Source organism: Octadecabacter antarcticus 307 (assembly GCF_000155675.2).
Lineage (GTDB): Bacteria > Pseudomonadota > Alphaproteobacteria > Rhodobacterales > Rhodobacteraceae > Octadecabacter > Octadecabacter antarcticus.
Genome location: NC_020911.1, coordinates 3917976 through 3934809, shown reverse-complemented (window position 1 = coordinate 3934809; position 16834 = coordinate 3917976). Strand labels below are relative to the sequence as shown.

16 protein-coding genes, 1 tRNA gene and 6 pseudogenes are annotated in these 16834 nt (G+C 53.4%); 13 read left to right on the top strand and 10 right to left on the bottom strand.

What is annotated here, in order from left to right; genetic code table 11:
* Positions 1-330, bottom strand: a pseudogene (locus OAN307_RS20135) (integrase core domain-containing protein); the annotation flags it as partial.
* A 135-nt stretch (positions 331-465) separates the two neighbouring features.
* On the opposite strand from OAN307_RS20135, the pseudogene OAN307_RS20130 reads away from it, so the two are divergent.
* Positions 466-1792: pseudogene (locus tag OAN307_RS20130) on the top strand (IS110 family RNA-guided transposase).
* Positions 1793-2034: 242 nt separating this feature from the next.
* Here OAN307_RS20130 and OAN307_RS30390 read toward each other — a convergent pair.
* Positions 2035-2842, bottom strand: a pseudogene (locus tag OAN307_RS30390) (transposase); the annotation flags it as partial.
* A gap of 118 nt (positions 2843-2960) precedes the next feature.
* Between OAN307_RS30390 and OAN307_RS20115 the strand changes: the two are divergent.
* The 5 genes from OAN307_RS20115 (at position 2961) to OAN307_RS20095 (ending at position 5439) form a co-directional block, all read left to right on the top strand.
* Complete coding sequence (locus OAN307_RS20115) at positions 2961-3554, top strand: TniB family NTP-binding protein (protein WP_015501369.1); 594 nt, start codon at positions 2961-2963, stop codon at positions 3552-3554.
* The gene (locus tag OAN307_RS20110; protein WP_015501368.1) at positions 3554-3916 is read left to right on the top strand and encodes a TniQ family protein; all 363 of its coding nucleotides are present in this window, start codon (positions 3554-3556) and stop codon (positions 3914-3916) included. Before OAN307_RS20115 ends, OAN307_RS20110 begins: the two co-directional genes overlap by 1 nt.
* A 121-nt stretch (positions 3917-4037) precedes the next feature.
* Positions 4038-4430 carry a hypothetical protein gene (locus tag OAN307_RS20105; protein WP_044044121.1) on the top strand — a complete coding sequence of 131 codons (393 nt, stop codon included), beginning with the start codon at positions 4038-4040 and terminating at the stop codon, positions 4428-4430.
* A 3-nt stretch (positions 4431-4433) separates the two neighbouring features.
* Positions 4434-5024 (top strand): hypothetical protein, encoded by a 591-nt coding sequence (locus OAN307_RS20100; RefSeq protein WP_015501366.1) that lies wholly within the window; start codon positions 4434-4436, stop codon positions 5022-5024.
* Between the two features lie 338 nt (positions 5025-5362).
* Positions 5363-5439 (top strand) — tRNA-Arg (locus OAN307_RS20095).
* Between the two features lie 87 nt (positions 5440-5526).
* Here the strand turns inward: OAN307_RS20095 and OAN307_RS20090 are convergent.
* Positions 5527-6411: a hypothetical protein gene (locus OAN307_RS20090; protein ID WP_144055647.1), complete on the bottom strand. Its 885-nt coding sequence runs from the start codon at positions 6409-6411 to the stop codon at positions 5527-5529.
* 24 nt (positions 6412-6435) lie between these two features.
* Positions 6436-7293, bottom strand: a complete 858-nt coding sequence (locus OAN307_RS25565; RefSeq protein WP_275450622.1) for a TniQ family protein — start codon at positions 7291-7293, stop codon at positions 6436-6438.
* Between the two features lie 178 nt (positions 7294-7471).
* On the opposite strand from OAN307_RS25565, the pseudogene OAN307_RS20080 reads away from it, so the two are divergent.
* A pseudogene (locus OAN307_RS20080) lies at positions 7472-8485 on the top strand (IS110 family RNA-guided transposase).
* A 617-nt stretch (positions 8486-9102) separates the two neighbouring features.
* Here OAN307_RS20080 and OAN307_RS20070 read toward each other — a convergent pair.
* The gene (locus OAN307_RS20070) at positions 9103-9408 is read right to left on the bottom strand and encodes a hypothetical protein (protein WP_144055646.1); all 306 of its coding nucleotides are present in this window, start codon (positions 9406-9408) and stop codon (positions 9103-9105) included.
* An 81-nt stretch (positions 9409-9489) separates the two neighbouring features.
* Between OAN307_RS20070 and OAN307_RS20065 the strand changes: the two are divergent.
* Positions 9490-9702: pseudogene (locus OAN307_RS20065) on the top strand (IS5/IS1182 family transposase); the annotation flags it as partial.
* A 423-nt stretch (positions 9703-10125) separates the two neighbouring features.
* Here OAN307_RS20065 and OAN307_RS20055 read toward each other — a convergent pair.
* Both OAN307_RS20055 and OAN307_RS20050 read right to left on the bottom strand, forming a co-directional pair.
* The gene (locus tag OAN307_RS20055) at positions 10126-10665 is read right to left on the bottom strand and encodes a hypothetical protein (RefSeq protein WP_015501362.1); all 540 of its coding nucleotides are present in this window, start codon (positions 10663-10665) and stop codon (positions 10126-10128) included.
* 64 nt (positions 10666-10729) lie between these two features.
* Positions 10730-10978 (bottom strand): sulfotransferase family protein, encoded by a 249-nt coding sequence (locus OAN307_RS20050; protein ID WP_015501361.1) that lies wholly within the window; start codon positions 10976-10978, stop codon positions 10730-10732.
* Positions 10979-11111: 133 nt separating this feature from the next.
* On the opposite strand from OAN307_RS20050, the pseudogene OAN307_RS20045 reads away from it, so the two are divergent.
* The 4 genes and pseudogenes from OAN307_RS20045 to OAN307_RS20030 form a co-directional block, all read left to right on the top strand.
* A pseudogene (locus tag OAN307_RS20045) lies at positions 11112-11249 on the top strand (IS5/IS1182 family transposase); the annotation flags it as partial.
* A 160-nt stretch (positions 11250-11409) separates the two neighbouring features.
* Positions 11410-12138: an O-methyltransferase gene (locus OAN307_RS20040; protein ID WP_044045026.1), complete on the top strand. Its 729-nt coding sequence runs from the start codon at positions 11410-11412 to the stop codon at positions 12136-12138.
* Positions 12139-12166: 28 nt separating this feature from the next.
* A complete protein-coding gene (locus tag OAN307_RS20035; protein WP_015501359.1) occupies positions 12167-13426 on the top strand; it encodes a glycerate kinase type-2 family protein in 1260 nt (419 codons plus the stop codon).
* Positions 13426-14334, top strand: coding sequence for an endonuclease/exonuclease/phosphatase family protein (locus OAN307_RS20030; protein WP_015501358.1), 909 nt, complete (start codon positions 13426-13428; stop codon positions 14332-14334). Before OAN307_RS20035 ends, OAN307_RS20030 begins: the two co-directional genes overlap by 1 nt.
* A gap of 9 nt (positions 14335-14343) precedes the next feature.
* On the opposite strand, the gene OAN307_RS20025 is transcribed toward OAN307_RS20030, so the two are convergent.
* A complete protein-coding gene (locus tag OAN307_RS20025; protein WP_015501357.1) occupies positions 14344-15288 on the bottom strand; it encodes a phosphatidate cytidylyltransferase in 945 nt (314 codons plus the stop codon).
* Positions 15285-15938 (bottom strand): lysophospholipid acyltransferase family protein, encoded by a 654-nt coding sequence (locus OAN307_RS20020; RefSeq protein WP_015501356.1) that lies wholly within the window; start codon positions 15936-15938, stop codon positions 15285-15287. Before OAN307_RS20020 ends, OAN307_RS20025 begins: the two co-directional genes overlap by 4 nt.
* Here OAN307_RS20020 and OAN307_RS20015 point away from each other — a divergent pair.
* Entirely contained in the window at positions 15937-16146 is a 210-nt protein-coding gene (locus OAN307_RS20015) for a hypothetical protein (protein WP_044044103.1), read from the top strand. The genes OAN307_RS20020 and OAN307_RS20015 overlap by 2 nt on opposite strands.
* Before the next feature lie 60 nt (positions 16147-16206).
* On the opposite strand, the gene OAN307_RS20010 is transcribed toward OAN307_RS20015, so the two are convergent.
* On the bottom strand, positions 16207-16803 hold the full coding sequence (locus OAN307_RS20010; protein WP_015501355.1) for a TetR/AcrR family transcriptional regulator: 597 nt from the start codon (positions 16801-16803) through the stop codon (positions 16207-16209).
* Between the last annotated feature and the right edge of the window lie 31 nt (positions 16804-16834).

Here is a 16834-nt window from a genome sequence, read left to right as displayed (position 1 = left end):
TTAAGCGGCCATCTTGTCGATGATCCTTCTCTCTAAAAATTCCATTGGCGTCAGGTTCCCCAGAGCTGAATGTGGTCTGCGCCAGTTGTAGTCGTCCTGCCATTCTTCAAGCGTTTTGCGGGCGTCGCCCAATGTAGCAAACAGCGTTTCATTGAGGCATTCATCTCTTAGTTTACCGTTGAAGCTTTCGATGAACCGGTTCTGCTGGGGCTTGCCCCCTCTCATGGTTTGCAAGCAAACCACTGCCGGGCGGCGGGACGCGATATAATGCCAATCGATACCCGTATTTTGAACCCATTTGAGGATCGCCATGCTGGTGAACTCTGTGCCGTAACACCTTCGGAATATCGCTAATTTAAGGCTATGACTGCCTGCGCAGCCCCAAATAACGCAGCAGGTGGTCATAGCTTTGCCTCAGGTCCCTACGGTGGTTTTGTACAAACCACACCGCAAAGGAGACCAACTATGACCGATATCATTATTACACAAACTGCGCCCGTTTTGGTGGCCATCGATATCTCGAAGGCCCGCGACGAAGGTCTCATTGCTATTGCGGACAAGAAGCGCCGCCGTCGTTTGACTGTTCTGAACCAGCTAGACGACTTCAATCGTCTAATCACATCGCTTGCCTGCTACGGCCGCCCTGTCCGTGTAGCTTTTGAAGCAACGGGTAATTATCACCGTGCCTTGGCTTATCATCTTGCCGCAGCAGGTTTTGAGTTGAAGTTGGTGTCATCTGTGGCCCTGGCCAGAACGCGAGAGGCCTTGCACAACAGTTGGGACAAAAACGACCCTAAGGATGCCCAGGTCATTCTTCACATGATGGAGATCGGGAACGAGCAGTTTTATCATGACCCCCTCGTGCGTGGCACTAACGACATCCAAGAGCTTTCCAAAACGCATGACATCGTATCCAAGTCGAAGACCGAGTTGTGGCACCGAGTTGTGGCACCGAGTTGTGGCACCGAGTTTTAACCCATTATCTGCCGCTGTATTTTCCTGAAGCTGATCGTTTCCATCGCAGTTCTCGCAGTTCTCGCAGTGACTGGTTCTTTGCTTTCCTTGAACGTTATCCGTCACCACACTTGATCTCAGCCATGAGCAAGGAGGCATTCATCGCTGACGCTTGGGATGTGGTGGGCCTCAAGGTTGCAAAAGAGCGTTTACTTTCAGATATCTACGAGACTGCCAAAGTATCAGTCGGACTGCCGGTTGCCGCAGATTCCGACGCGATAAGCATGTTCCGCTTGGTTCTCGGGGAAGGCCGCAGTCTTATCGCGCAACGCAATCAAATTGAAGATCGCGCCGTCGCGCTTCTCAAGGACCTACCAGATTATAAGCTACTGACATCGATACCTGGAATCGGTCCCATCAATGCTTTGACAATTTTGGCAGAAGCTGGGGATGTACGGCGCTTTCGTCATCACCGGCAGTTTTTGAAGTTCTGTGGAATGGACCTTGCGACTATGCAATCAGGTACATTCAGAGGGCAAACCAAACTGTCAAAATATGGCAATGCTCGGCTTCGTCGAACGCTTTGGATGGCTGGACAGGTTGCTATTCTGCAGCGCACCAACAGCTTCCGCGACAAGTTCGAGCGCTACATCGCCAAAGACCGTCACAACACCCATTTGCGCCGAAAGGCGTACACCGCAATCGCAGCGAAGATGGCCCGAACCGTTCATGGGATCATCAAGCACGGCGAACCATATCGCCCCTTCTTTGAGGGGTGATCGACAGCAGTAGGACCTTTCTCTGTAAGGGCCGTGGAGGCAGACAACTGACCTCGTAGATAATGTTTAGGCCTTCTGCTCAACGACCCAAAGATCTCGTCTTAAGGACGGTGAGAGCCGCAAAAGCGTACTCTGTGTTTGTTATGGGAGAGACAGTTCGTTGACCAAAATGCCAAACTGAGCAATGCTTCTAACGTGTCGAGACGCCTCGATGCGACAATAACCTGACGCCAATTCAGCTAATCATTCCGCGCATAGGACGTTATCGACACGTATGGTTTGGGGTTTGCCGCGCTCAGCATGATGTGTCCGCGACAAGTACCAGGTTCTCGCGGCTGAAGTCATCGACAACCGTCAGAATACGAAACCGGCGACCGTCAGTCAGCGCGTCAGACACAAAATCTAATGACCATCTCTGGTTAGGACCATCACAGGCAGCACCATCGGCTTCCGCGTGCCCAAAGCGCGCTTTCTACCGCCCCTACGACGCACTTGGAGCTTCTCTTCAGTGTAAATGCGTCTCACCTTTTTGTGGTTCACCGCAAAGCCTTCGCGCGCGATCATCACATGAACACGACGGCAACCAAACCGTCGCCGCTCCCTCGAAACCCGCTTGATGGCATCACGCAACTCAGCGTCATCGCCACGGCGAGACGGATACCGCACCGTTGATCGATCAACTTGCAAGACATCGCACGCCCCCTCTCGGCAGATTGCTTTGCAATCGCCTGCCGGGCAATGGTCGCTGGCTAACCTGATGAGTTTCCATCAAGTGAACCACAGCTTTAAGCTTCCCAACGGGCGTCACCATTTTTTTGAATTGATGTCTCGCAACATTGCATTGTCCCTCGCCTGACAGGGTATTGCGCAGCAATGTCCCGAGAAGGGAGCATCTGTTCCGCTAGCAGCTTCTTTAGCTTCCCGTTCTCGTCTTCCAAGGCCCGCAACCGCTTCGCGTCAGACGGCTCCATGCCTCCATACTTCGATGTGTATTTATAGAACGTCGCTGAACTGATCCCGTGCCGCCGACATACATCAGCAGTCTTCTCACCAGATTCCTGTTCTTTGATAATTGCTATGATCTGTTCGTCTGTAAATCGTGCCTTCATTTGTCCGTCCTTTTGTTGGGCGGACTCTACACAAATCTGGAGGAGTTTTAGGGGCGCAGGTCACAATCAAGAAGCTTGCTGAGATCATCCTTGAAAAACTGGTTATGAGAAGGTCGATTTGAAGCTGCGCTCAGCGGATGCTTGGGAAATTGCGCGGTACCGATTTGGGCTCGTTGGGATAAAAATGGTCGTGATCGATGAATGCCATCACTTCCTTCGAAGCGGGCCTGGGCGCGATGTGCTCGCTGCCATTCAGTCTTTAAAGCATATCATGCAGTCAGATCCAGGCGTCGCTTTGGTTATTGCAGGTGTACCCACACTACGAGACGCGATCATGTTGGAGCCTTCTGGTGAGACTTATCGCCGTTTCATGGAATACCACCTGTCAAAGATTTGTCTTGGTACTAACTCGGCCAAGCTCTTCGGTGCGAACTTTTCAAAATCTGCCGACAAACTGGGGTTGCAGGTTCACTCGGAAGACGCATTCGCCGAACGCATCCTTTTTGCGGAATGTGGTCAGGTTGGCCGCTGCGTGAAATTGGGAAAGGAAATCCTGCGCGATGCGTTGATACGCAAGCGCGACGCACTCTCACTGGAATACGCTGAACGCATTCTCAGGAAGAGCAAGGGTGACATTGGAATGACACCTTTTCATCCGGGCACTTGGGGTGTGGTTAAAGCTGAGCCGGAAGCCATTGGGTGGGCACCTTAATGACCTATCAGCCAAACCTTCCCATTGACCCTGTAGAGACACTTTTGTCCTACACGGACCGTCTATCCATGATGCACACCGGACGCGGCATGGAAAGGCTGCTTTCGGATTGCGGCATCCACAAGGAACACTTTATCTCAGGAAGGGCGGATGCGATTATTATTCTGGCGGAAGCTACTGGGCATGCCGCTGAGGATCTGCAGCGCAACGCCGTTCGGGAGTTTCAGCGTGGCGCCTCTTTTCGAGGCGAAGATGTTTCAAAAACCTTCCTGTCACCGCGTGCGGCTCGCTATTGCCCTGTCTGTGTTGAAGGCGACGGAGCTAAAACCGAACGGCGTCAGCCTTATATGGGGTTTTCGTAATGTCAGCCGGTGCCTTGAACATGGTCTTTGGCTATCGGAGGCTCCAGTGCAGCGCGCGACAAACCTGTGAATTGCTCTTGGTGGGGCACCTTTGGCGGAAGGGAGGGACGCTGAAGGAGCGATGCCTGAATACCTCAAATGGTTGCAGGACCGCGTTCACTTTGATCAACCCTGCACCAATTATTGGCTTGATGGACAGACGATTGAGCAGGTGCTTGCAGCTTCGGAAATGCTGGGCGCCATCCTCGAGCACGGCCACCAGGTTGCTATTAGGAAACTGAGTCCTTCGCAAACCGAAGAGGCGACCAACATTGGCTTTTTGATCTATCGTGAGGGCACAAATGCGATCGAGGAAGCTATGGACATAATCCGCCAAACGTCACCCGCGACCGCGGTGCAGGCGGGGCCGCTGACTTATTACGGCAAGCTGTTTGATTGGCTAGATCGTTGGAGCAATGCAATCGATCCGGGGCCAATCCGTGACATCCTTCGCGATCACATCGTGAAACATTAAGCCGTGGAGCCGGGCAGCACTGTCTTGGGTGTTGAAATCACCGAAAGGCGTTTTCACACGGTTTACAGCCTCTCGGCCGAAGTCGGCATCGACCGTCCGCGCCTTTCGAGGCTTTTGAAGAAAATTGGGCATGTGCCTTCGGATGCCACTGAGGTGGAAATCGGCACAATGGTGTTTGATGCCGCCGAGGCGGTGTTCTTGATTGAGGCATTTAAGACCGCCGTACCGCTGCAAGACGTGCCGGAGTATCTAGGGGCAAGCAAAGGGCAGGTTGAAATCCTTTACCGCTCGGGCATTGTGAAACCACTTGTGCCCAGAACTGGCCGTGGATCTGTTCGTCACGTGGTCTTTGGGAGACAACACCTCGATGGCCTTTTGAGGCAGCTGCTGGCTTTCACCGAAATGGATGCCGATACATGTTCAGTTTATCACCCAATTGCCGTTGCATGCCAGCGTGGGGCTGGGCCTTTTGAAGATGGTTCCCGCCGGATTTTGGCGGGACAGATCCCTTGCTTCCGAAATCATGAGAAATCAGGCATTGGGTCGATCTGTGTCTATGTAAACGCCATTGTTGCGGCAAAAAGACCAGCCTGATCCGAATTAAAATTTCCAAAAACCAGCCCGCTTTCGCGGGCCTTTTTTTTGTCTTTTCTTTGGGGCCGCTGCATCTTGCCCACGTTTTCGCATGATCTTTGGCCCCAGCCTCTTTATGCTTAAATTAACACATTGTTTTTAATGTGATTTTCGGGCTACATCGAGACAACTTTGGCCGGATATTCAGACGGTTGGGCGTCAAGGTGCCATCAAACAGCTGACTGAGGTCAAACTGCAAGCACAATCACGAAAAAGATTAAATAATGTCACGCCTGCAAGCTGAAACACAAATGCGCCGCTTGAAGTTTACACACGCTGCCCGCTAGAAGGTCGCGAGCGGTCCCGTAGCTCAACTGGATAGAGCACCTCACTTCTAATGAGGATGTTGAAGGTTCGAGTCCTTCCGGGATCACCAATCATATTACTTGTTGCTGTTGTTCGACATCCAAACACCGATTTTTTGACAAAAATCGGTTTTCAGTGTTTTGCTGTTCATCTCCGATCAGGGCTGAGCCAAAATGCCTTCAACTTCGCTTCGTAAGTACAGCCTGCCATAATCCTCGTCGTTCGGCGCGAAGGACGCGATGCCAGCTGCCTTGAGCTTAGAAATAATGACACGCCGATCTTCATCAGCCTCCTTTGCCATCGTCGATGGGGTCATGAAGCGCTCGTGGAATGCCGCTTGGTCTGCTGGAGAGACATAGATTCGCATCCCGCCCCATTTGGGGTGAGGCAAATGGGTTGTGGGCGTGGGTCCTGCGACAGAAAGTCTTTTGAACCAACTCTGCCCACGTTTTCCGACACTGCGACCAAAGGCTGCTGCGGTCACATGTGAATGACCAGTTTCTAGGCGAATTGATTGATCCATTCCGTTGATATCCATTTTCAAGACGCAGAAGCCCGCATATCCGGCGACATCCGTGCGCAGGCCCAACCTGAGTCTTCCGTCACGGACAGCAGCCACAATGGTGCCGACGCTGATAGAAGAGCGGCTCTTGGCGCTTTGGATGCTTTCCCAATGCTGGTCTGACGGTTCGACTGGTTCAGCCATTTCTTTTAGCTCCACAACCAACGCCAAACCATCGGAAACACGCCACGGCAATTTGATCGTTGGAACGTCGATTCTTGGGGTCAAAACGCCATCGGCAGCCAGGGATACGAATTGGGCACGGGTTGCTCCCATTGCAAGCTCCATTCCAGATGGACTTACAAGCGTCGGAATTTCTGATAGTAATTCTGCGTAAAAGGCGGCTTCAAATGTCTTGCCGGAAACTGGTCTTGGATCGTCTTTGTTGAGCGCACCAGCTGCGACCATAAATTGTTCGAGAAGAAGCGCACCGATACCTGTTTCTTTCGCAGCAGAACTGATGGAGTGCCGTTTCCGCACGGGTTGGCTGACGCCGAGGAGGCTCTAACCGGCTGCAATTGGCCAGACATCAAGGATGCAATTTCTTAGCAGCCCTCGGAAAGGCTCAAAGGCGTCGTCATGCACGTATTCGTTTTTTAAATTAATGTACAACCTGCCGAAGGCCTTCTGGGGCCCGCCGTGCGAGCCACTTGAAAAAGCAGCAAGCGCATCCAACGCATCTCGTATTGCCATTTCACCTTGTCGGGCAACACTGAAACCTCTGGCTTGCGCCAACTGTCGTTGCACAATGGCATCCAATGAAGAGGGTGGGTCCAACCGCAGCAATTCCGTTCCCAGCAACCGACAGAACGTTGTGGCCGCGTACAATGAATGTTGGGCAAGCCAAGTCTCATCCTGGCTGGCCGCCAGGCGCCCATCGAGCCAATAATCATAGCGAGCTGTTCGGGCCGATTTCTCCCGCAACGGAACCAGAGGATGATTGTGGTGAAGACACACGCTTACGTCTCGTAGCTGCCAGTGCCCTCGCATCACAATATACCGCAAAGGATTTGCAGCATCGTTCTGAACATCTTCACGAAGGCAGGTGGGGCACCCTCGGAGCACGGGGTTCACGATCGCACGTGTTACAAAAACCTCACCTCTAAAATCAGTCCGGACATCCCCAATCTGACGCCCTGTCCATGAAATGAGCTCATCGAGTTGATCAGGGCTCAAGTCACCACAAATTGTAAGCTGCCTTAGAGCACGTTCATCAAGGTGAATTGCTCTCTTGACCGAGAAGCCCATGTCCAATGCAAAGTCGGTGCAGCTGACACCATTCATAGCGGCGATACGGGACAGAAACGACGACACCGTCTCGCGTTGCATGGGTACTGGTCGCAATGAGAGGGGACTTGGCACGTTGGTCCTGATATCCTAATTTTGAAATTGATCTCAAGCTAGGCTGGAGGCAATTTTGACAATTGTCCATCGAACGGGAACGGCGAGAAGCTGATGGGGTGGATGGCTTCTGCTCCAACCGACGTCGCAATGCGTCATACTGCAGATGTCACAAACGGCAAATGAGAGGAGCCACCCCATGCAAGTTACAACAATCGGCCTCGACCTGGCCAAAAACGTTTTTCAAGTTCACGGGATCACAGAAGACGAAGAGGTCGCCTTCAACAGGCCTTTGAGACGGGCACAGCTGTTGCCGTTCTTCTCCAAGATTGAGCCCTGCCTGATTGGTATGGAAGCCTGCAGCAGCGCGCATCATTGGGCCCGGGAACTCACGGCGTTGGGCCATGATGTTCGGCTGATCCCGCCGATATATGTCAAGCCATACGTCAAACGCGGGAAGTCTGGCGCCATCGATGCCGAGGCCATTTGTGAAGCGGTAACGCGTCCGACGATCATTGCCGGCAGGTGAAGCTTGCATTCACCGAGAGGGCGGTTTGTTGCGATAAAAACCGTTGAGCAACAAGCTCTGCTGTCGCTGCATCGCGCACGGGCTCTGCTTGTCCGACAACGCACCCAGTTGATCAATGGCTTGCGTGGTATGGTCGCTGAGTTCGGCGTTTACATCGCGAAGGGCCTCGCGCGGGTCATCGGATTTGCAGAGGATATTTTAGTAGGCGAAGTGCTAGATCTGCCCGAGATTGCTAATGAGGTGATCCATAACCTGTGTGAGCACCTCGTGGCACTTCACGCCCGAATCCGGTGGTATGAAGAACGGCTCAAGCTGGTCGCCAAGGAAGATGCGACAGCCTCGGCAATCATCGCCAGCATTGGTGACGGCCATCAGTTCCGCAATGGCCGTGAGTTTGCAGCATGGCTGGGTCTGACGCCTGCAAACAAGTCCAGCGGCGGGAAAGAGAAACTGGGGCGCATTACGAAAATGGGTGATCAATACTTACGATGCTTGCTCGTCGTCGGCATGACATCACTTGTCCGACAGACCAAATCCCACCCGGAGCGCGCCAGCAAATGGCTGATATCGCTGCTGGAACGAAAACCTGCGCGCGTCGCAACAGTCGCTATGGCCAATAAAACGGCAAGGATTGTCTGGGCGGTCCTGACCCGCAACGAACCATACACACCCCACACAGTTTGAGAGACAAAGGAACAACGAGTTAGCAAGACCTGCGAGATGATGGTGCATAAGTCTGCCGCCAAAATCAAGACACCCCGCCGAATGGTTCGGGCATTAAAGCCCGCAAAGCTGATAGGGACTTGGTTTGCGGAATCCATCAGGGCCAGCGGTCAAAAACCGCGCAAACAGGCCCCTCTCATTGATTGCCTTGCAATCAACTGCCGGGCAGCGGGAACACATGACTGCTTCTGACAAATGCACAAATCTGATCAAAAATGTCTTCCTATGCAGGAGCCATCCACACACGACCTTCGCAGCGACATGGACAGAGGTCTACTATGCGGTGCAAAAGGGACCCTCGATGCGACTGGACCAATTACCGCTTTGGTGAAACGGACACCGATCGAACAACAGTCGTCAAAAAGGCTAAAACAGTTTTTTACGCTGATGGCAGAGACGTTCGATTATTGACCGATGAGAAATGGTAGCCGACTTCTTACCGAAGCCTTTCCCGCCCATTCGTCACATGTCACAATTTGAATTGTTGAGAAATTTGCAATGCTGGCATTGTTGACCGGGAGTGGACGTAGCAGGGACAGCACAGCCTGGTTGCTGCACTATCCCGTTGTCTGGCTTACTCAGCGCCTGAATATTTCGGCATACATCCCTGTGTCGAATGCAACCCGTGCACCAAGTATATGGTAGCTGGTAAAATGTATGAACGGATTGCCTGTGCGTACAGTAAACGTTGCTTTGCCCATTCCGATCAGAATTTGGGTCGCGAATAGGTAACTCAATGATGCAGTACCTAAGCTCGCGTTTGCATAGCTCACACCAGGATCGAACAGGCTAAACAGCGCATAGATGATACCCCCCAGCATGATCACAAGCAGTTGATTGTTAATCAAAATGCTGAGGCGGGGAATTATGATCAGATGTATCATAACCAAGACCGGCATTCCGGCCCCTATGGTGTTAACAAAAATGCCTGCCGGTATCGCGTAAAGATATTCTGCAGGGGCAAATTGACCGGCCAGGCCAAGGGCAGCAACCGGACCAAGTCTTCAGTGCGGGTTCGGGTCGAGCACATCTTCGGCGCGCAAGCCAACGACATGGGTGGCACCTTGGTGCGCACCATCGGCCTTGTTCGAGCCGAGGCCAAGATTGGGATGAAGAACCTCGCTTACAACATGCGGCGCCTCTGTCAGTTGCGCCGCATCAACCCAAACCCGGCATGAAAAACGACCGGGCAAACATGCAGATCATGCTACGTATAACGAAAACAAAACCAAAAAAGGCAGCGCGACATCAGATACGACGCAACAATCTGTCAGCTGAAGGTCTTGAGACCCGTGTGATGATGGTCGAAACGCTCTGTCGTCGCAAAAATAGCCAAAAATAGAGGCGCCCTCAAAAGATTATCCGGCGGAAATGTCTCTTACCGTAGGATTTAGCACTGAGCCGTACTCGACCCCTAAGTCTCGATATGAGACGCCATAACGGACATAGAAAAACACAGCGTACAGGATCACGCTTTTTGGAAAGTGGTTCCCTTTGAAATCAATTTTCACAGTCAGTGGCTCACCCTCAAGAACAAAGGACCGCATCTAGCACAATCCAGGAGTCTCACCCAAACGCGAAAACTTTGCGACAGAACCCTATTATTGATAAAGATTTTTCAGCTTTTGTTCCCAGATTGCTTCGTCCAGACCCATTTCCCCGTAAGCAAATTTATACTCATCTTCATAGTTGCTCCGCAGGTCCTCAATGAAATCCTTGGGGTAGGTAAATGACTTCGCCGTATGATTCACCTTCGTTTTTGCATCTATTTTTTCGAGATTCAGATCAAACGTGGCTGCCAGGCGCTCCTGTTCTGGTTGGGTGAACAGGGTTTCATAAAACCCGATAAAAACCTGACGTTCGTCGAAGACAGAATTGATCCGCCCCACGGTTGTTCCGTAAGAAGATCTCACCTTGTCTTGCGGCGAACCGCATTGCCTTTTGAGGATGGCCATCATGTCACTTGCTGTTGTGGTGTCTATCGTGCCTGCTTTGCGCAGGTTCATCTTGATCTGGCTTTCCAGCCGCGACACCGGTTCGCGCATTAAAAAGGTGACAGAGGTTTCGATATTGAACTGTTGAAACTTCGATTTAATGAATTCGAACACCTCGGCAGACAGGCCGGAATGTGTTGGCGTCAAATCGCACGAGAACGAATTTTCATCGCTGATGATGTCGTCAAAATACTTGAAGTAGACGTCAGGATCAAAAAAACATCTGGAACCTTTTTGTTAGGAAATAAGATTGATAGTTTTTCGGGGCCTTTTGAATACGCTCTGCCATTTTCTGGCCGATAGCATCCCCGAACGGCAGGACATCGCTCAAGTAAATCGCGTCGAAGACATGCAATTCTTTCGTAGCGGGTGGCTTGAAGTTGTCTTGTCGCGTAAACTGCTCATACAGCCAGGTTGTGCCGGATTTCTGTGCACCCGCACCCAAAATAAATCTCTTCATCTCGCAAATCCCAATATTATACAGTGCTTTATAAGATCTTTACAACGGCATTGTCCACCATTCAGACAGAGCGAAGCCGAGTCGAAACAAGCCCTCTCGGGATATTGCTGCGTAATACCCTGCCGGGCAATGGATGCACTGTGTGAAGCTGCTCGGTCAGCGCCTTGTCGCGCGTGACTTCGATTGTCAGGTCGCGGAAATCCAAATCCGTGCTGCGATACTCAATGGTTTTACCGCTCTTGGCATTCCCAAAACAGTGGCTGTAGGTTAAATCCGTCCAGGGGAAGGGGAAGTCCACCCTCAAGCCGATTTACGCAACAAAGCTGCGGTGAATCGCCCAACGACCTTTGAAATGAAAGGGCGAATTGGCTTTGTCGCTGCGGCTCACCTGTGTAAAGATGCAGCAAAATCAAAGAGTCTTGGTGGGGCAGATGGTGTTCAGAATTCGAAAGCTGCGGGTGCGCGGCGACAGCAAGATCGCGGATGTGTTTGCCAGCTTTGAGGCCCAAAAAGACGCGTTTATCGCCGCAAACAGCAGAGTCTTTGAAGACATTGAGGCGACGATCAAGCGCACAAACGAGCTTGGAAAACTGCCCCTTTGGGATGAATATAAGAAAGTTGAAAACTATGGTCGCGTGATTGACGACCATCCCAAACGCAAGATGCAGGACGTGCGCACCAAGGTGGAGTTTTGTCAGTTTTATACCTGGCTGGTGAGCCAGATAAAACCGGCGGCTGTGCTCGAATTCGGGTCCGCGTTTGGGGCCAGTGGGATGTATTGGCTGGCCGGACTGAACCTGTGCAATCATGGTAAGATGTATAGCTTTGAGCCCAATGAGATTTGGAATCCGATTGCGCAGGCCAATTTCGACAAGGTCAGTGATCGGCATGTGCTAACGTTGGGCACGTTTGAGGGTAATATCGGGGTTATCGCCGATAAGGTGAACATTGCGCTGATCGACGCTATCCACACCCGCGATTTCGTGGTGAACCAGTTTGAACTTGTGCGCAGCGTGGCCGACAAAGGCGCGCTTGTTCTGTTCGATGACATCAACTTTTCGGAGGACATGAAAGTGTGCTGGAGCGAGATTTCGCAAAGCGATGAGTTCGCGTCCGTCTGGCAATTAAGCAGTCGGGTTGGCATTGTGGAACTGCCCTAAGAAAGGGCGCAGACAGGGACGACACGACATGGCTGATCTGGAAAACCCCGATAGATTCTTGCGCGCCCTCTTTATGGCGGCGGTTGCGCGGGCGGACCCGATGCTGTGTGTGCCGCGCGCCTTGCCGCTCAAACCCAAGGGGCGCGTTGTCGTGCTTGGTGCGGGCAAGGCATCGGCACGAATGGCTGAGGCAGTTGAAGCCACTTGGGGCCCGTGCGACGGGTTCGTAATTACCCGCTATGGCTATGGACGGCCCTGTCAGGGCATTGAAATTGTTGAAGCATCCCATCCAGTGCCGGACCGTGCGGGGGTTGATGCGACGCGGCAACTGTTGGACATTGCCGACGGATTGGGGGCGGACGACACGGTTGTCATGCTTGTATCTGGTGGCGGATCAGCGTTGTTGTGCGCGCCCGCGAACGGGATCACCTTGGCCGACAAACAAGTCTTAAGCGCCGCGATGTTGGCCAGCGGGATGCCGATTGGCGATATCAATCGTATCCGAAAGGAGCTGTCGGCCGTGAAAGGTGGGCGGTTGGCGGTGGCTATTTATCCCGCGAAATTGCATGCGCTGCTGATCTCGGATGTGCCGGGAGATGACCCAAGCGATATCGCAAGCGGTCCAACGGTTGGATACGCAGGCGACGCGGCGCTTGCCGTCACGACGTTGGCGGCATGGGGCGTGGAACCACCCGCTGCAATTGCGGCGTTTCTTGCAACGGGCGGCAATCCAATGGCTGCTGACGATCCGCGTCTGGTTGGGGTTGAGAACCTGATCATCGCGGCCCCGTCACAATCGCTGGCAGCGGCGGCAGAGATTGCGACGGCCGCAGGCGTTGAGGTTCGTATTTTGGGCGACGCGATTGAAGGCGAGGCGCGCGAGGTTGCAGCGGCGCAGGCGGCACTGGCGATTGAGATCGCGGCGCAACGATTGGGCCATCCGGTGCTGTTGTTGTCGGGTGGTGAATGCACGGTGACGCGGCGCGGGGATGGTGTCGGTGGCCCGAACGCTGAATTCGCTTTGGCGGCAGTTGTGGCGTTGAAGGGTCATCCGAAAATCCATCTGATCGCCTGTGATACAGACGGTGTTGACGGCGCGGCTGAGGTCGCGGGCGCAATCGGCGACCCAAGCACATTGGCGTTATCCGAAGCGATGGAGATTTCAGCTGCAGCGGCTTTGCGCAACAATGATGCACACGGGTTTTTTGCCAGCGTCGGCGCGCAGGTGGTGACCGGACCGACGATGACAAATGTGAATGATTTTCGCGCAATATTGGTCCTGCCATAGTGCGGATTGTACAACGTTGGCTGAAGCGATTTGGCATATTGTGCGCGGCGCTGGTTGGTGTTCTGATTGGTATGATCGCGTGCAACAGCCTGCCGCAACCAGTGCAAGCCCCAAAGCCCAACACGCTGCGCATTGCCACCTATAATGTGCACTATATCTGGCTGGGCCGTTCGCAGGGGGATTGGTCCGTTGGCGACTGGGAACGCCGCAAGGGGCCGCTGCAAACGGCGTTCAAAACGCTTGACGCGGATGTCATAGGTTTTCAGGAAATGGAAAGTTTCGGGCGCGGGCAAGCGCCTGCCAATCTGACGCTGGACTGGTTAGAAAGCCAAAATCTAGACTACGCAGCAGCGGCGGTGGGCGATCCGTCAACTTTCCCGTCAACCCAGCCAATTTTCTATCGCAAAGACCGCCTTTTGCTCCGCGATCAAGGGTGGTTTTTCTTCTCCGATACGCCGGACGTTATTTATTCGCGTACGTTCAACGGTTCGTGGCCTGCGTTTGCGAGCTGGGCTGAATTTGAGGGCCGCGACGGCACAATATTCCGCGTCTATAACCTGCACACAGAATATCGCAGCCGATCGAATAGGCGTTTGTCTGCGGCGTTGGTGGCACAACGGATCGCCGAACCAATGCAGCGCATGCCGGTTTTTGTCATCGGTGATTTCAACGCCATTCGCGGGTCCGCTACATTGGGTCTTCTTGAGGATGCGAATGTCACTTTCTGGCCCGCGCAGGGGTCTAAATTCCACTTTAATCGCGGGCTGAACCTATTTCCGGCGATTGACCGCATCGGCGGGTCCGAACGGATTGTGCCTGTGGGAGAGACGTTCTCGGTCCGCGGTCAATTTGATGGTGAATGGGCGACGGATCACTATCCGGTCGTTGGGGATTTTAGGGTTCGATAATGGGGCCCGCTAACCCCAGATCAACTGGGTGACGTGGTAAAAGATCGGTGCGGCAAAAATCACGCTGTCCAGCTGATCGACAAATCCGCCTTGGCCCGGAATCAGGTGTGACCAGTCTTTGACGCCACGATCAGCCTTGATCGCCGCGAAGACCAGATTGCCGAACATGCCAGCGGTCGATGCCAGCGCCGCCATCGCCGCAGCGCCGAAAATGCCAAAGGGTGTCATCCACGCCAAAAACGCGCCGATAATGGCGGCACAAACGACGCCGCAGGCCATACCTTCCCATGTTTTGGCGGACAGGTTCGGAATGATGCGGGTTTTGCCGATGCGACGGCCAAAGAAGAAATCCAACAAATCACCGATTTGCACCACCATGATAAGGAAGGCGATCAGCAACACGCCGCGATCAGCGGGGTAGCCCGCGACGTCGACCATCAGCAGCGCAGGGACGTGGGACATGCAGAAAACGGCGATCATCAGCGCCCATTGAGTTTCAGCTACGCGGATCAGAAAACGGTCGGGATTGCCGCGCAGCGCTGAGACTATAGGCAGCATCAAGAACGCATAGACTGGGATAAACACCGTATAAAGCGCCTGCCAACCAAGGCCAACAAACAGGTATTGCAGCGGCAACACGACAAAGAACCCAAGCGCGAGCGCGAGGTGATCAGCGCGGCGTTTGTTGGTCAGCGTCAGGAATTCGCGCAGGGCGGCAAAAGACGCGAATGCGAACAGCACGATAATACCACCCGTGCCCGCGATCAGCGCCAGCGTGAACAAGATAACGATGGCCCACCAGCTGCGCACACGGGTCATGAAGGTTTCGATGACCGGATTTTCGTGGCCTTTGTCGAGGCGCGCACGAAGAACTTCGCCGAAAATAGTCAGCAGCGTAAGAAGCCCGCAGACGCCAATGAACAGACTAAGGATTTCGGTGTTTGTCGACGTCATAGGCGCACATCCTTTGGGGCCAACCCGACAAGGGCGCCTGATGCGCGTTTGAGAAAGTCGTCTTTGGATTCATCGGTCCCGACATGGATCGGGGCGCCAAAGGTGACGGTGCAGATCAGGGGCAGCGGGATCACCTCGCCTTTTGGCATAATCTCGGTGACATTGGCGATCCACGTGGGCACCAGATCGACATCGGGGCGGGCCTTGCCCATGTTATAAAGCCCCGATTTGAACGGCAGCAACGGATCGTCGGTCATGTTGCGGTTGCCTTCGGGGAAAATAATCAGTGATGATCCATCGTCCAAAGCATCCAGAATGTTCTGCATCGGGTCATGGTTGGCATCGCGCGCTTCCGGGCGACGATCCACGAGAACGCAGTTAAAAACTTCGGGTCCGACAAAAGCGCGCAGCTTGTTTTTCAGCCAGTAATCGGCGGCGGCCACCGGGCGCACGTCGCGGCGGATATTGGGTGGCATGCACGACCAGATCATTGGCATATCAGCGTTGCTGACGTGATTGGCGAAATAGACCCGCTGTTTATTGATTGGTTCGATGCCTTGCCAATCTGCACGCACCGCCGTGATGAACCGCGCAAACAGCGTTATCGCAAGGCCGACAAATCTGGCTGCAAATTTACGGGGAAGGGCCATGATTGGTGTCATCCTTTGGAGTTTGACGCAGGGTCGCGGGATTGACCAGAGTAACAAAAAGGTGCGCCCCGCCGACCTGCCCTTTAAGAGTTGGGCGACACAGGCAGGGCGCATTGATGTCCTGCGCTTGCCCCATCATGTCTTTGATGCGGGTCTTCCGAGCGTCGTGTTGGCGGTCTTCACATTACACCATGAACTGTGTTCATGAATTAGATTTAGCAAATGTGGACAGGCCGATCAAGTATTCTATGAACGCCGTTCATTAAGGTCAGGATTTAGAGGCTAAGTGACTGAGAGTAAGCGAAATCATTTCGTCTAGTTGCGCGGCGGGAACCCCTGCTGATGCTTCATCCAGCCCCAAAAGAACGATTCCATGTACGCTTGAGAACAGTGCTTTGGTCAAAAGTGCGCGATCCTCGGCTGTATGTTCGGGGAAAATAACCGACAGCGGCGCGTCGATGTAGGCGAACAGTTGACCCATTTCGTTCAGGTACCAGTCGGGCGCTGCTTGCCCTGGTGCGCGTTCGATATCGAACAGCGCGCGCCACGTGTTGAAGTTTTCGGCGGCGAAGCGGTGGTAGCCGTGCGACATCACGATAAGCTGCTGTGTTGCGTTTTGTGGGGCGTCGGCCAACGAGTCTGCAACTGCTGTGCCAAGCCGTTTGAAAGTGCGGGCGTTTACCGCGAGCACGAGATCGTTGAGATCGCCGAAGACATTATAGATCGCCCCCAGCGCGCAGCCCGCGTCCTTTGCCAGATCACGCGCGCGCAGGTTTTTCAGACCATTCGCCGTAATCCGTGTTTCTGCTTTTGAAATCATAGTGTTGCGTAGTGTTGCGCGGCGAAGTTCGACTTTTCCAGCCATGTCGTGTCCTTTTGAACTTTGTTCATGACTA

Bases quoted from the DNA above. Each gene is read 5' to 3' on its own strand.
- OAN307_RS20110 (WP_015501368.1), top strand. From the start codon at position 3,554: ATGACCTATCAGCCAAACCTTCCCATTGACCCTGTAGAGACACTTTTG.
- OAN307_RS20105 (WP_044044121.1), top strand. From the start codon at position 4,038: ATGCCTGAATACCTCAAATGGTTGCAGGACCGCGTTCACTTTGATCAA.
- OAN307_RS20070 (WP_144055646.1), bottom strand. From the start codon at position 9,408: ATGATACATCTGATCATAATTCCCCGCCTCAGCATTTTGATTAACAAT.
- OAN307_RS20050 (WP_015501361.1), bottom strand. From the start codon at position 10,978: ATGAAGAGATTTATTTTGGGTGCGGGTGCACAGAAATCCGGCACAACC.
- OAN307_RS20040 (WP_044045026.1), top strand. From the start codon at position 11,410: ATGGTGTTCAGAATTCGAAAGCTGCGGGTGCGCGGCGACAGCAAGATC.
- OAN307_RS20035 (WP_015501359.1), top strand. From the start codon at position 12,167: ATGGCTGATCTGGAAAACCCCGATAGATTCTTGCGCGCCCTCTTTATG.
- OAN307_RS20025 (WP_015501357.1), bottom strand. From the start codon at position 15,288: ATGACGTCGACAAACACCGAAATCCTTAGTCTGTTCATTGGCGTCTGC.
- OAN307_RS20015 (WP_044044103.1), top strand. From the start codon at position 15,937: ATGATTGGTGTCATCCTTTGGAGTTTGACGCAGGGTCGCGGGATTGAC.
- OAN307_RS20020 (WP_015501356.1), bottom strand. From the start codon at position 15,938: ATGGCCCTTCCCCGTAAATTTGCAGCCAGATTTGTCGGCCTTGCGATA.
- OAN307_RS20010 (WP_015501355.1), bottom strand. From the start codon at position 16,803: ATGGCTGGAAAAGTCGAACTTCGCCGCGCAACACTACGCAACACTATG.